Source organism: Microvirga flavescens, assembly GCF_003290125.1.
Classification (GTDB): domain Bacteria; phylum Pseudomonadota; class Alphaproteobacteria; order Rhizobiales; family Beijerinckiaceae; genus Microvirga; species Microvirga flavescens.
In genome coordinates, this window is record NZ_QMKH01000007.1 from 59,027 (window position 1) to 73,401 (window position 14,375).

General features: G+C 61.3%; 13 protein-coding genes. 8 read left to right on the forward strand and 5 right to left on the reverse strand.

Going from position 1 to position 14,375, the window contains the following annotated elements; genetic code table 11:
* Positions 1-13: 13 nt before the first annotated feature.
* Positions 14-514, reverse strand: a complete 501-nt coding sequence (coaD, locus tag DQW91_RS13650) for a pantetheine-phosphate adenylyltransferase (protein WP_112664199.1) — start codon at positions 512-514, stop codon at positions 14-16.
* A gap of 41 nt (positions 515-555) precedes the next feature.
* Here coaD and DQW91_RS16670 point away from each other — a divergent pair, with 41 nt between their 5' ends.
* Together DQW91_RS16670 and DQW91_RS13655 are read left to right on the forward strand one after the other, a co-directional pair.
* On the forward strand, positions 556-693 hold the full coding sequence (locus tag DQW91_RS16670; RefSeq protein ID WP_157961451.1) for a hypothetical protein: 138 nt from the start codon (positions 556-558) through the stop codon (positions 691-693).
* 196 nt (positions 694-889) lie between these two features.
* On the forward strand, positions 890-1,684 hold the full coding sequence (locus DQW91_RS13655; protein ID WP_112664200.1) for a calcium-binding protein: 795 nt from the start codon (positions 890-892) through the stop codon (positions 1,682-1,684).
* Between the two features lie 280 nt (positions 1,685-1,964).
* On the opposite strand, the gene DQW91_RS13660 is transcribed toward DQW91_RS13655, so the two are convergent.
* Positions 1,965-3,596, reverse strand: a complete 1,632-nt coding sequence (locus DQW91_RS13660) for a GMC family oxidoreductase (protein WP_112664201.1) — start codon at positions 3,594-3,596, stop codon at positions 1,965-1,967.
* A gap of 145 nt (positions 3,597-3,741) precedes the next feature.
* On the opposite strand from DQW91_RS13660, the gene DQW91_RS13665 reads away from it, so the two are divergent.
* Positions 3,742-4,326 (forward strand): hypothetical protein, encoded by a 585-nt coding sequence (locus tag DQW91_RS13665; protein ID WP_112664202.1) that lies wholly within the window; start codon positions 3,742-3,744, stop codon positions 4,324-4,326.
* 143 nt (positions 4,327-4,469) lie between these two features.
* On the forward strand, positions 4,470-5,060 hold the full coding sequence (locus DQW91_RS13670) for a hypothetical protein (RefSeq protein WP_112664203.1): 591 nt from the start codon (positions 4,470-4,472) through the stop codon (positions 5,058-5,060).
* 95 nt (positions 5,061-5,155) lie between these two features.
* Here DQW91_RS13670 and DQW91_RS13675 read toward each other — a convergent pair whose 3' ends face one another.
* Complete coding sequence (locus DQW91_RS13675; RefSeq protein ID WP_157961452.1) at positions 5,156-5,554, reverse strand: hypothetical protein; 399 nt, start codon at positions 5,552-5,554, stop codon at positions 5,156-5,158.
* 136 nt (positions 5,555-5,690) lie between these two features.
* Positions 5,691-8,381, reverse strand: coding sequence for a DNA gyrase subunit A (gene gyrA, locus DQW91_RS13680; protein ID WP_245411046.1), 2,691 nt, complete (start codon positions 8,379-8,381; stop codon positions 5,691-5,693).
* Between the two features lie 385 nt (positions 8,382-8,766).
* On the opposite strand from gyrA, the gene DQW91_RS13685 reads away from it, so the two are divergent.
* From DQW91_RS13685 to DQW91_RS13695, 3 genes are all read left to right on the forward strand, one after another.
* Positions 8,767-9,324, forward strand: a complete 558-nt coding sequence (locus DQW91_RS13685; protein WP_245411035.1) for a LemA family protein — start codon at positions 8,767-8,769, stop codon at positions 9,322-9,324.
* A gap of 43 nt (positions 9,325-9,367) precedes the next feature.
* Positions 9,368-10,360 carry a M48 family metallopeptidase gene (locus tag DQW91_RS13690; protein ID WP_112664207.1) on the forward strand — a complete coding sequence of 331 codons (993 nt, stop codon included), beginning with the start codon at positions 9,368-9,370 and terminating at the stop codon, positions 10,358-10,360.
* A gap of 291 nt (positions 10,361-10,651) precedes the next feature.
* Positions 10,652-12,619 carry a cadherin domain-containing protein gene (locus tag DQW91_RS13695; RefSeq protein ID WP_112664208.1) on the forward strand — a complete coding sequence of 656 codons (1,968 nt, stop codon included), beginning with the start codon at positions 10,652-10,654 and terminating at the stop codon, positions 12,617-12,619.
* A gap of 195 nt (positions 12,620-12,814) precedes the next feature.
* Here DQW91_RS13695 and DQW91_RS13705 read toward each other — a convergent pair whose 3' ends face one another.
* Positions 12,815-13,666, reverse strand: coding sequence for a protein phosphatase 2C domain-containing protein (locus tag DQW91_RS13705; RefSeq protein ID WP_112664210.1), 852 nt, complete (start codon positions 13,664-13,666; stop codon positions 12,815-12,817).
* 69 nt (positions 13,667-13,735) lie between these two features.
* On the opposite strand from DQW91_RS13705, the gene DQW91_RS13710 reads away from it, so the two are divergent.
* Positions 13,736-14,374, forward strand: a complete 639-nt coding sequence (locus DQW91_RS13710; RefSeq protein WP_112664211.1) for a MarC family protein — start codon at positions 13,736-13,738, stop codon at positions 14,372-14,374.
* The last annotated feature ends 1 nt before the right edge of the window (position 14,375 follow it).

Here is a 14,375-nt window from a genome sequence, read left to right on the forward strand (position 1 = left end):
TTGAATGCGGCCTTCAGGACCGCTTGAATTTGTCTCTCAGCCGCTCGGCGACAAGAGGCGGCACGAAGGCCGAAACGTCGCCGTGCATTGCAGCGATCTGGCGCACGAGCGTGGCGGTGATGGGGCGAACAAGGGGCGAGGCAGGAAAAAAGACCGTCTGGATATCCGGCGCCATCGCCGCGTTCATGGCGGCCATCTGCATCTCGTAGTCGAGGTCGGTCCCGTCCCGCAGGCCGCGCACGATGACCTTCGCGTCATGGCGGCGGGCTGCGTCCACCGCGAGACCGTCGAACGTCACGATATCGAGGGAAACGCCGAGACTGTCGGCCAGGGGGCCGCAGACGGCGCGCAGAAGCTCCGCCCTCTCCTCTGGCGAAAAGACCGGCTTCTTCCCGGCATGGATGCCGATGGCGATCACGAGCCTGTCGGCAATGCCGCACGCCTGACGCACCACATCGAGGTGGCCGTTGGTGACGGGGTCGAAGCTGCCGGTATAGAGCGCGGTGCGTGTCATGGGAGCTATGGCGTAGCTTGAGAACGCTCCCGGAGCAAGCCGTGCGTCCGCGCACAGCCGCCCAGGACTTTTCGGGAGAGGATGCCTTCGACCTCATAAAGGAGGGTCACATGACAGTCCGTCTCCTCGTTGTTTTCGTGATGGCTTCCCTGGTTCTGGCTCCCGCCGCCTGGGCCTGAAAACCGCCTTACCGTCTCTCAATAGCCGGCGGCCCGGAAACCCCATCAATGGTGATTTAGGGGTAGTTCCGGAAATTCTGGATCAATCGACGCCCCCGCCCCGCGAAGCTATGCTTTAAGACCGGAAAAGCGTTCATCCTCAAGCATTTTCAATGACATGAGGAAGGCGCTTCAGTCCTTGAGTCACGAGTAAGCCATGGCGTTCAAGTTCGGCGATCGAAACGGAAATCTCAGCGGCAGCCAGAAAGGCGGCTCCCAGAAAATCGTCGTCGGGGGAGACTTCGCGAGCACGCTCTTCGGCGATGCCACCGAGGCGATGTTCGGCAAGGCCTGGGGCGGCAACGACACGCTGACAGGGGAAAGCCGCTCCAACCTGGCTTATGGCGATTCCCTCAATATCTTCGGCCATGCCGTCGGCGGGAACGACAAGATCTTCGGCTACGGCCGCTTCAATTCGCTCTTCGGCGACGCTTCGACCCTCTCCGGCTACGCGCGCGGCGGCAACGACCGCCTGACCGGCCATGGGACGGCCAGCGGGCTTTACGGCGACGCAAAGACGATGTCCGGCTGGTCGGTCGGCGGCAACGACATCCTGACGGGCAAGGCGCTCGTGAACCGCCTCTATGGCGACGCGGAAACCATGTCGGGCCGGGCGCGCGGCGGCAACGACACGTTGATCAGCAGCTCCGGCACGGACCATATGTGGGGGGACGCCGTCGAGATGCTGAAAGGCGCGAAGGGTGGCCGCGACACCTTCGTTTTCAAGCGCGGCGGCGGCAACGACTACATCTACGACTTTCACAAGCGGGAAGATCACATCGACCTCCGCGCCTTCGGGTTCAAGAGCTTCAAGAAGCTCCAGATCGAAAAGATCGACACGGACGGCGATGGCGCTCTCGACAGCAGCATCGTCTATTTCGATGCCGCTCATACGAGTTCGGTGACGGTCTATAACAACCTGCACCTGTCGAAGAGCGATTTCTACCTCTGAACCCGTTTAGCAAGTCGCCTCCCATCTTCGTTCGGGGCAAGGCTGAAGCATGCACCGGAACGACGGAGCCGCTCGACGCACCCCCATAGCCTCACCCTGAGGAGCGAAGCGTCTCGAAGGGCGAGGCGTCTCCAGCGCGCACTGGAACCTCCTTCGAGACACAGCCTTCGGCTGCTCCTCAGGATGAGGGCGGTGTTGAAGGGGACGAGCTTTCCCATCAAGCGCGCGCCCACGGAGTGACGAGAGAGCTAAATACAGAACGATCCCCAAGAGAGATCCTTCAAGCGCGCGAAGCCGATTTCGCGTCCGCCAAAATCATCTCCGCCCCCTTCTCGGCAATCATCATCGTGGGCGAATTCGTATTGCCCGATGTGATGCTCGGCATGGCGGAGGCGTCCACCACGCGCAGTCCTTCGACCCCTCTGACCCGGAGCCTCGCATCGAGAACCGCTGTCGGATCGTCGTCGCTCCCCATCTTGGCCGTGCCGACCGGGTGGAAGATGGTGGTGCCGATATCACCTGCCGCCGCGACGAGTTCGCCGTCTGTCGTCAGGTGAGCGCCGGGGCGGAATTCCTCGGGATGAAAGCGGGCGAGCGGCGCAGCGTTGGCGATCTTTCTCGCCAGACGAATGGAATCGACGGCCACCCGCCTGTCCTCCTCCGTCGAGAGGTAGTTGGGGTGGATCATGGGTGCGCTGCGCGGGTCGCCCGAGCGGGCGTGGATCGAGCCCCGGCTCGTCGGCCTCAAGTTACAGACGCTCGCCGTAAAGGCCGGGAACGGGTGCGGCATGTCGCCGAATTTGTCGAGAGACAGGGGCTGAATGTGGAACTGCACGTTTGCCGTCGCCTGTTCCGGCGAGGAGCGCGTGAAGAGGCCGAGCTGCGACGGGGCCATCGTGAGCGGGCCTTTGCGGAACAGCGCGTATTCCAGCGCCATGAGCCCACGCATCCAGAGCTTGCGGTAATCGTCATTGAGGGTGCGCACGCCCGACACCTTGAAGATGGGGCGAAGCTGGAGATGATCCTGCAAGTTCTCGCCGACGCCGGGTAGCGCATGCACGAGAGGAATGCCGAGATCGCGCAGGCGCTCCGGCTGACCGATGCCCGAGAGTTCGAGCAACTGCGGCGAGCACACCGCGCCTGCCGAGAGAACGACTTCTCCATCGGCCCGAGCGAAGAACTGCTCGCTTCCTTTCGTGTAGAGAACGCCGACGGCCCTGCGGCCTTCCATCACTACGCGCTCGACCCGCACGCCCGTTTCGAGGTGCAGATTGGGGCGGTTGAGAACAGGCTTCAGGAACCCGCGCGCCGCGCTCCAGCGTCTCCCGTTCTTCTGGTTCACCTGAAAATAGGACGAGCCTTCATTATCGCCGGTGTTGAAGTCATCGACCTTCGGAATACCGACGCGTTCCGCCGCATCCTGAACCGCATCAAGCAGATCCCAGCGCATGCGCGGAAAGTCGACCCGCCACTCGCCGCCCGAACGGTGCGAGGCATTCATCGGGCGCGCGTGATCCTCCATCTTGAGGAAGTAAGGCAGCACGCCGTCCCAGCCCCAGCCGGGAAGTCCCGCCTGCCGCCAGCGGTCGTAGTCGGCAGCCTGCCCGCGCATATAGATCATCGCGTTGATGGCGGATGACCCGCCGATCACCTTGCCACGCGGATAGGCGAGCGAGCGCCCGTTGAGGCCCGCTTGCTCCTCGGTCCTGAACATCCAGTCCGCGCGCGGGTTGCCGATGGCGAAGAGATAGCCGACGGGAATGTGAAACCAGATCCAGTTGTCACGCCCGCCCGCCTCCAGAACGAGAACGCGCTTTGACGGATCGGCGGAGAGCCTGTTCGCCAGCACGCAGCCAGCGGAGCCCGCACCGACGATGATGTAGTCGAAGCGGCCTGTTTCGTTCTGCGTCACATCTGTCTCCTCCCGGGCCGCACCATAGAGCGCCGTGAAGCTCCTCTGCCACAGGAGAAAAGTCGAAGCGGGCTGCTGTCATTGAAGGAGTGGACAAACTCCGGAGGGATGGAATGATATAGCCCGCGTCCACGAGGGAAGCCCCATGAGACCCTTCAGCCTGCCGTTCCTGGCCTGCGCCATCGGCCTCGTCATCGGCACGCTCGTGCCGGCATCGCAGGCTGCCGCGCAGTTCACCGTCGATCGGGAGAGATCGCAAAGCAGCGTCCGGGAGCTTTTCATCGACGGATTCGGATTTCCCATGCAGATCGCGGGCCTCGCGCGCGGACAGGTCCTGCAGTACCAGACGCCGAGCGGCGGCTTCAGCGTTCAGTACGGCACCCCGAAAGCGGGCGCGTGGGCGACTGTCTACATCTACAACGAACTGCGAGAGCCCGGTGCGCCTCCCGTCTCCGTCGAGGACGAGAAACGTGTTTCCCTCGCGGCCCTGCAGGCCATCGTCAAACTCCGCAAGCTGAAACGGGTCGACGTCGCCGAGCAACTCGACGACAGCGGCTTTTCCGGCGCACGGCTCGTCATCGACGACGGGCGGATGGAATTCGATTCATTCCTCTTCCTGACGCGGGAGAAGGGACGCATCGTCAAGATCAGGCTCACCCTCGCGCCGGGACGCGACCGAGACGTGGCCTCACGCTTCGTGAAAGCCTACAGCCGCACGTTGGGGATCTAGCAGGCCTCAAGCCCGGCGACCTCCAAAGGGTCGCGTATTCAGCGCCCTCGTGCCCATCGTCCCTTGCTCGCGACGGAAGCATCGTTGGGCAATAGACTCCAGAACGAGAACACGATTACAGTTCCAGTTCGAAGGAAGTTCTCATGCAAAGTCTGGCTCATAAAACCATTCTCTGGGTGCTGTGCCTCATCACTTTGGGCATTATCGCACCTGCTTCACATTCCTTTGCACAAAGCTCAGTGGACAGCGCACTCTCGGCGAGTCGCGCGCGCGACCTCGTTATCGAGGGCTATAGTTTTCCTCGTGAGATCGTTGGAATGGCCCGAAGCATCGTCCAGCGCTACGGGGGCGATGCAGGCTTCAGCGTGCGATATTCGTCTCCCGACAAGAGCACCTGGGCCGACGTCTACGTCTACGACGAAAGCCGAGACCGTTCCCAAAGATCGGAAACGAAGAATGCTGCAAAAGAAGTTTCCGCTGCGCTCGGCGAGATCGACAGGATGGTAAGCGCCGGCATTTATAAGCAGGCACAAGTGCTCAAGCGCTGGAACGAGTCGGGCTACGATGCCGCCAGCCTGCGTATCGAAATGAAGGACCAAACCGTACCGTCCTTCCTTTTCGTGACGGTGAACCGCGACAAGTTCGTCAAGATCAGACTATCTAGCCGCAGCGGCTCTAACGCGCATCTCATCGCCTCGTCTTTTGCCAAGGCCTACAGCCGCAAACTCAAATAGCGCGCCTGAAAGAAAAAGGGCGCTTATTCAGCGCCCTCTCCTTCTTCCGTATCCGGCCCGAGGTCGCCCTCGCCGCCTTCGTCTTCGATATAGGATCAGTCCGTCTTCCACTGCCTCATGACAATTTTCGTGAGCCCCTCTATCTCAGCCAGATAGCGATCGCATGCCGCCTTGCCTGCTTTGCAGTGAGCATAGACGCGCCAGGGGGCGGAGTTCCCTGCCCAAGGGCCGACTTTCCAACAACTGAAGCCGGGATAGGCAGGATGATTGGGGCGCGTGAAGGTCCACATCTCCTGAATGTTACCCGGTGCCGCCGTATGGAAGAATTGCAGATCCTTGTTCGCTTTGCCTTGCTTGATTGTCTTGTCTTGCTGGAGAGCGGCCCTCATGACCTCGATAGTGTCTGAGGGGCGGGTGCAGAACGCATAGGCCTCCGCTCCAAGCACAAGACAAAACCCAAGGTTCAGACAGAACATCGCAATCCGGGACGGCATTTCTGAACTTCCAAAAAATTACTGAATAACGTGTAACTTCATTTCGAAACAGAATCTTCGCCCGATTTTGATTTGCTTGCAAAAAAAATGGCCGGGACGAACCCGGCCATCATTCTCAACTGAGAGTCAGAAGGCTCTAACCTTCCGTATCTCCGATCTCCGGTACTTCACCCTCGTCGCCTTCGTCCTCACCGTCCTCGCCCTCGATATGCTCGACGGAGACGACGCGCTCCTTATCCTTGGTCGAGAAGACCGTGACGCCCTGCGTGCTGCGGCCGACGACGCGGATGCCGTTGACGGGAACGCGGATGAGCTGGCCGGCATCGGTGACGAGCATGATCTGGTCGGTCTCTTCCACCGGGAAAGAGGCGACGAGACTGCCGTTTCGGCTGTTGACAGCCATAGCGGTGATGCCTTTGCCGCCGCGTCCGGTAATGCGGTACTCGTAGGACGAGGTGCGCTTGCCGAAGCCCTTCTCGGACAAGGTGAGAATGAACTGCTCCAGCGCGCTCATCTCGGTGTAGCGCTCCATCGAAAGCGCCTCGGCGGAGACATTCTCCTCCTCGGCCTCGGCATGGGCCTCAGCACCGGCTTCAGCGCTCGCCTGCTCGCCAAGAATGGCGCGGCGCATCTTGAGGTAACCGGCGCGTTCCTCGCTGGTGGCTTCCGCATGCCGCAGGATCGCCATCGAGATGATGTCGTCGCCCTTGGCGAGGTTGATGCCGCGCACGCCCATCGAGTCACGCCCCTTGAACACGCGCACTTCCGGCACGGCAAAGCGGATGCACTGGCCCTTGGCGGTGGTCAGCAGAACGTCGTCCCGCTCGGTGCAGATCTGAACGCCGAGGATGCTCTCGCCCTCGTCGAGCTTCATGGCGATCTTGCCCGCGCGATTCACTTGCGCGAAATCCGAGAGCTTGTTGCGGCGAACCGTGCCGCGCGAGGTCGCGAACATCACGTCCAGCGTATCCCAGGTCGTCTCGTCCTCGGGCAACGGCATGATGGTGGAAATACGCTCGCCCTGCTCCAGCGGGAGCATGTTGACCAGCGCCTTACCCTTGGCATTGGGAGCAGCGAGTGGCAGACGCCACACCTTCTCCTTGTAGGCTTTGCCCTTGGAAGAGAAGAACAGAACGGGCGTATGGGTGTTCACGACGAAGAGGCGGGTGACGAAATCCTCGTCGCGGGTCGTCATGCCGGAGCGGCCCTTGCCGCCACGGCGCTGCGCCCGGTAGGTCGAGAGCGGCACACGCTTGATGTAGCCCGCGTGGGACACGGTCACGACCATGTCCTCGCGCTGGATCAGATCCTCGTCGTCCACATCCGCGTCCCAATCGGTGATGATGGTCTTGCGCGGGGTGGCGAAGGCGTTCCTGATCTCGATCAGTTCGTCCTTGATGATCGACATGATGCGCACACGAGAGCGCAGGATGTCGAGATAATCCGAGATTTCCGCCGACAGCTTCGAGAGCTCGTCGCCGATTTCGTCGCGGCCCAGAGCGGTCAGGCGCTGCAGGCGCAGATCGAGGATCGCGCGGGCCTGGGTCTCGGAGAGGCGATAAGTGCCGTCCTCGTTAATGCGATGGCGTGGGTCGTCCACGAGCGCGATGAGCGGCGCGATATCCTGCGCCGGCCAGTCGCGGCCCATGAGGGACTCGCGGGCGGAGTTCGGATCGGGCGCGGTGCGGATGAGGCGGATCACCTCGTCGATATTGGCGACGGCAATGGCGAGGCCGCACAGAACGTGGGCGCGCTCGCGAGCCTTGTTGAGAAGGTACTTGGTGCGGCGGGAGACGACCTCCTCACGGAAGTCGACGAAGGCGCCGATCAGGTCCCTCAAGGTCATCAGTTCGGGACGCCCGCCGTTCAGCGCCACCATGTTCGCGCCGAAGCTCGTCTGCAGCGGAGTGTAGCGGTAGAGCTGGTTCAGTACCACTTCCGCCATCGCGTCGCGCTTGATCTCGATGACGATGCGCATGCCGTCGCGGTCGGATTCGTCGCGCAGGTCCGCGATGCCCTCGACCTTCTTCTCGCGCACGAGTTCCGCGATCTTCTCGATCAGCGAGGCCTTGTTCACCTGATACGGGATCTCGGTGACGATGATCGCCTCGCGCTCCTTGCGGACCTCCTCCACCTCGGACTTGCATCGCATAATGATGGAGCCGCGCCCGGTGGTATAGGCCGAGCGCACGCCCGCGCGTCCGAGGATCATGCCGCCGGTCGGGAAGTCCGGGCCGGGGATGATCTCGATCAGTTGTTCGGTCGAAATGTCGGGATTGTCGATATAGGCGACGCAGCCGTCGATGACCTCGCCCAGATTATGGGGGGGCATGTTGGTGGCCATGCCGACCGCGATGCCGCCCGCGCCGTTGACGAGCAGGTTCGGATAGCGCGCCGGCAGAACCGTCGGCTCGTACTGGGACTCGTCGTAGTTGGGCTGGAAGTCGACCGTGTCCTTGTCGATATCCTCGAGCAACGGCATGGCCGCGCGAGTCAGGCGGGACTCAGTGTAACGCATCGCCGCCGGAGGATCGCCGTCCACCGAGCCGAAGTTGCCCTGGCCGTCCACGAGCAGCACACGCAGCGCAAAATCCTGCGCCATGCGGACCAAGGCGTCGTAGATCGATTGGTCGCCGTGCGGGTGATATTGACCCATCACGTCACCGACGATGCGCGACGACTTTACGTATTTCTTGTCCGGCGTGTAGCCGCTCTCATTCATGGCGTAGAGAATGCGCCGATGCACGGGCTTGAGGCCGTCGCGGGCGTCGGGCAGAGCGCGGCTCACGATCACGCTCATGGCGTAATCGAGATAGGAGCGCTTCATTTCCTCTACGATGGAAACCGGCTTGATGTCGCTGGCCGGCTGATCCCCCGTCGGGCCACCGGAGCTGATATCGTTCGGATCGGTCAAGGTCGGTCTTTCTTAAAACGCGCCACCCCGGAAAAGGCAGCTTTTCACGCTCTGTCCGCGCGCCGGGCGGCGCATGCGAATCTCAGTTGAAAATCAAATCCTTAACTGGGCGAAAAATGCGATGTTTTCAAGGCTTTTGACACGTTTTCCAAAGGTAGAAAGCACCCCGATGGAATGGCCTTTGGGAGCAATGCCGAGGTCTCCTCGGAGGACATCCGTGTCAGGACCCCGAAAAGCGCCCTTGAGCAGAACGGCCAAGCCGTGCCATGTCTTGCCGGAATCGTTGGAGGGCTGGGTTTTGGGTTGGATTATCGCCGGTATCGTCGTCGTCATCGTCCTCTATGGCATCGCGGTCTACAACGGCCTGGTGTCGTTACGGCAGCGTGTCACGCAGGCCTTTGCCGATATCGACGTGCAGCTGAAGCAGCGCCATGACCTCATTCCCAATCTGGTCGAGACGGTGAAGGGCTATGCTGGCCACGAGCGCGGAACGCTGGAGGCCGTCGTCCAGACCCGCAACGCGGCCTTGCAGGCCCACAGCCCGGCGGAACAGGCCGCTGCGGAAGGCGCCCTTTCCGGGGCCCTTGGCCGGCTTCTGGCCCTGAGCGAAGCCTATCCCGACCTTAAGGCCAGCGCCAATTTCCAGCAATTGCAGCTCGATCTGTCGGATATCGAGAACAAGCTCGCGGCGGCGCGGCGGTTCTTCAACAACGGGGTCGCGGAATACAATGCGGCGATCCAGTCCTTCCCGGCGGTGCTTTTCGCCGGGGCGATGGGCTTTGGCCCGAAGGAGTTCTTCGACCTCGGCGAGGCCCAGCGCCAGACGCTGGAAGCGCCACCGAAAGTGACGTTCTGAGGCGCTTTGCTGACAAATGCGGCCCTCAGGAATGCTTTAGCCCGTGCTCCCCGCTTTCGGCCTCTACACGCAGATTGCAGCCAATCGTCGCCGCTCGGCCATCCTCATCGCCGGCCTCTTCGTGCTGTTCTATCTCCTGACCTTCGCCCTCGCCCTTCTGGCGCGGGCGCTGGAGGGAGCCCCCGGCACGTTCGACGATCTGGTCCGGGCCGCCCTTTATGACCTTCTGTGGCTGTCGCCCCTCACGACCGCCGCCGTGGCCCTATGGGTGTGGATTGGCTTTCGGATCAACGAGTTCACCCTCGGCCTTGTCATGGGCTCGTCACTGGTCGAGCGGACGGAGAACGCGAAGCTCTACAACCTTCTCGAAAACCTGTGCCTGTCGCGTGGCATCACCACGCCCCGACTGCGGATCGCCGAGACCCCTGCCCTCAACGCCTTTGCCGCAGGCGTGAAGCCCGAGCAGTTCACGATCACCATCACCCGCGGCCTTCTCGATACCCTCGATGAGAGTGAGATCGAGGCGGTGCTAGCCCACGAACTGACCCATATCCGCAACGGCGACGTGCGAATGATGATCGTCGCGGTTTTTGTGGTCGGCGTGATTTCCTTCGTGGGCGAGCTAATTTTTCGCGGGATGCGAGGCGGCGTGCGGCTCTTTCGCAACTCCGGCAAAGGCAAGAATTCCGGTCAGGCCGCCGCCATCCTCGTGGCGCTGGCCTGCATCGTGATCGCCTGGTTTCTCTCCGTCGTGATCCGCTTCACCCTCTCCCGCCAGCGGGAATATCTGGCGGATGCAGGCGCGGTGGAACTGACCCGCAATCCCGATGCCATGATCGCGGCGCTCCTCAAGATCGAGGACCGCAGCGAAATCGATGACGCCCCTTCCGGCATCATGGAAATGTGCATCGACAACCCTCGCCGGGGCTTCGCGGATCTCTTCGCGACACATCCCTCCATCGAGAAGCGCGTCGAAGCGCTGGTGAGAGCCGGAGGACGGCGTCCCGCGATTCAGGAAGAGCCTGCAACGCCCTGAGAGAAGTGGCATTTTCATCTCTTCTTCAGAAAACGATTCAGATGCTTGAGAAACTGATTCAAGTCCGCAAAAGCAGGGCTCGATTATCGCAGCGGATCAATTGAGGCCCCAATCCCTAACGAGGCGCGATCCGCCAAGTCACATTGGCTCGCTTACCCAACCAGCTTCGAATGAACGGCAACATCGACCCAGCAACAGAATAAGCTTCCTATTTTCTAAAGAAATATTATTACGTATCAAATCAGAGGCCGTCAGGCCTTCTCTGCAGACTGCTCAACTTGAGGAATATCGATGGCTGATCTGATTATCCGCGAAGGAATTGAAACACGCTTGGATACGCCCACCGGGCAACAATCGCTCAACCCCCAAGTGATCGGCCTGAAACTTGGTGGCTGGATCTCCGCGTGGACTCAGCCGGGCGTAGGTGGACACGATCTGTACTACCAGCGCTACGACGACAGTGGAAACCCTGTCGGAGACAAGATCCGTGTCAATATTCCCTCGGGAGAAACACACCTTCTGGTGAAGCCGACGATTACAGCCACGGATGACGGAGGCTGGATATTCGTGTGGGGTGATGTGATCCCTGACGCCACTCCCGGAGTGGGCGACGAGAGTGTGATCTATCAGCGCCGCTATACAAAAGATGGGGATCCCACGGGCGAGCCTTCGCATATCAGCACCCCCACAACGGGTCCTCAAGAAACCTTGAGCATCACGACCCTTTCTGACGGCAGCTATGTCGTAACCTGGAGCGCGGGAGCCTCGTTTGGTCCTACTTACGATATTCGTCAGCGCCATTTCAGTGCCGACGGCAATCCCCTTGGAGATGAAATTACCGTCAACACGACAATGGCGGAGCAGCAGTGGCGCCCGCAAGTCTCCAGCCTCAAGGATGGCGGCTGGGTCGTCGTGTGGCAGTCGGCGGGCCAGGACGGCGATGGCGCTGGCGTTTACATGCAGCGCTACAACAGCAATGGCGAACCCGAGCACAAGGATGCATCGGGGAACCCCGCCGATCAGCTCGTGAACATCACGACCGCGAAGGGGCAAGGTATTCCTGATGTCGAGGTGCTGGCCGACGGCAGCTATGTCGTTATCTGGCAATCGGAAGGCCAGGATGGAGATGGGCAAGGCGTCTATATGCGCCGGTTCACCAGTGACGGCGTCCCTACGACGGGCGAGATCCGCGTCAACACCACGACAAAAGGTTATCAAGGCGATGCCAGAATCGTCGCGCTGTCCGACGGCAGCTGGGTTGTAACCTGGACGGGGCAGTATCAGAAGGATTCGGAGACGCTCTACGGCGTTTTCCAGCAGACCTATGCCAGCAATGGGCGCGCGCTTGGCTCAGAGACGATGGTCAACACTCTGACAAGCGGTCATGCTCAGAGATCGAGCGTTACGCTGCTGGACGACGGCAGCTGGGTTGTGTCGTACACAATCGTAGAGAGTGCGACATCGTTAGGCGTCTATCAACAGCGTTTCCGGCTGGGTGAAATCCCCGATGACATATTCAATGAAGCTCCGTCCGATGTGAGAATTCAGGGCGAAAGCGTTGTCGAAGGTGCGGCAACCGGCACTGTCGTCGGTCTTCTGCAAGGCAGTGACCCGAACCTTGCTGAGGGCGATGTGCTCACTTATGAGCTTCGTGACAATGCAGGCGGACGCTTCGTGCTGGATGGCGCAACTCTGAAGGTCGCCAACGGGGCGCTTCTGGACTATGAGAGCGCAACCTCTCATACAATCGTGGTTCGAGTCACGGACAAGCATGGCGAGAGCCTCGACAGGACGCTGACCGTGCATGTGAGCGACGCTCTCGACATCTTCCGTGGCGGCAAGGGCAAGGACGTACTGACCGGTACGGCGGGCGCAGACCGGTTCTACGGCGCTTTGGGCAATGACATCATGACCGGCAAAACCGGCCAGGATGTGTTCGTGTTCAACACCAAGCCGCACAAGAAGACCAACCGCGATACCATCACCGACTTCTCGGTGGCGGATGACACCATCTGGCTCGACAATGCGGTGTTCAAGAAACTCGGCAAGAAGGGCTCGGAAGACGCTCCGGCTGCGCTGAACAAGAAGTTCTTCAAAATCGCCGACAAGGCCAAGAGCAAGACCGATTATCTCATCTACGACAAGAAGAAGGGCATCCTGTACTACGACGAGGATGGTTCTGGCTCGAAGGCGGCTGTGGAGATCGCAAAACTCCCTAAGAAACTGAAACTCACTGCTGCCGACTTCTTTGTCGTCTAAGCCCAGCCATGGGCACCCTATGGCTGCCCGTGGCAAGCTTCACCACATTCTGAGGCAGACAAAGCCTATATCTCAAAAGATGATCCAGCACATGCTGGATCATCCTTCACGACTCAGGGCTGAACAAAGCGTCAATGGTTGGATCAGGCCCGCCCGTGACATCAAGAGAATGCCAAACCGCTTCAGGGCTGCCCTCTAAGCCCGCAAAAGCAGAGCCGTCGTGTCGTCGCTCACCTTGAAACGCGGGTAGCGTTTTCCATCCGGGTCCACTTGCGTCTCGATTTCCCGGGCGCGCGCCGCCAGCGGTTCGAGGCCGGTGGTGAGGGCGGCCTGGATCAGTTCGGCGGGGCTGAAATCTTCATAGAGATCGATGAGGGCGGCGAAGCCATCGCTGCCGAGGAGGATCACCGTGCCGTCCTCGCAAGAGGCCGTCTCGTGCCGCAGGCGATCAGCGGCGCTGGGGTCGAGCCCGAGGAGGGACAGGCCCGCGCTCTTCTTCTGGCGCTGCCGGCGCTCCGCAAGCCAGTTCTGGAAGAGCGGCATCTGGGTGATGGTGGCGGGTGTCGCGCCGGTCGCCTCCAGAAACTCCCGCGCCTTTGCGACCTCGAACTTACGCAGGTCGGGCGTGTCTCCGAGCGCCTCCACCCGCCCATCGGGATGGCGCAGATACGCGACGGTGTCGCCGAAGGTCCAGACGTCGAGGCGCTTGCCCTGGCGATGCACCAACGTCATCGCCCCGACCGGCCAGGTGAGGAAGTCCTCGCGCCGTTCCTCGGGCGCTTGCGCGAAGAAGACCGTGCGCGCTTCCTCCATGACATGACGCAGGAGATCGACGCCGTTCTCGGCATTGGGCGCCAGATCCGACAGGCGCTCGCTGACAAAGGTCGCGAGCCAGGTGGCGTCGCTCTCCTTGTTCATGACTGGCGGCGTGCCGGGAAAGATCGAGGTGTCGATCACCCAGGCCCAATCGGCTGAGGCCCCGCAGGAGTCTTCGTTGGACTTCGTCGGCGAACCGGGCCAGCTTAATTCGTCCAAAACCGTGAACATCGTTGCATCCCCCCTCGCCAAACGCGCCTAGCGACGGCATAACGCAAAGCTCCTCCGAAGGTCCAGCCGATGCTTTTCGATTATATTTCCGCCGCCCTCGTCACCCTTTTTGTGACCCTCGACCCCCCGGCGCTCGCGCCGATTTTCATTTCGCTGACACAGGGCATGAACGCCGAGGAGCGGAAGCGGGTTTCGATCCGCGCGGCGCTCATCGCCTTCTGTATCCTGGCGTTCTTCGGATTGGGCGGAGAGGTTCTCCTGCGCCTCCTAGGCGTCGGCATTCCGGCCTTCCGTATTTCGGGCGGCCTGCTTCTGTTCTGGATCGCCTTCGAGATGGTGTTCGAGCGCCGCAACGAGCGCAAGCAGCACACGGCGAATGTTGCCATCACGGAGGATCACATCCGCAACGTCGCCGCCTTCCCGCTCGCCATTCCGCTCATGGCGGGCCCCGGCGCCATTACGGCCGTGATCCTGCTCGCCGGGCGCGCGAATGGGGACCCGGTCTATTTGTCCTCGCTTCTGATCCTCATCGCGCTCGGCGTGTTGAGCTGTTTCGTGGTGTTTCAGGCCGCGGAGCGCGTATCGCGCATGCTCGGCGTTACCGGCAACATCGTGCTGAGCCGCCTCCTCGGCGTGATCCTCGCAGGGCTCGCCGTGCAGTTCATCATCAACGGCGTCGAGGCGTTGTTTAAAGGTTCGGCGCTTTAGC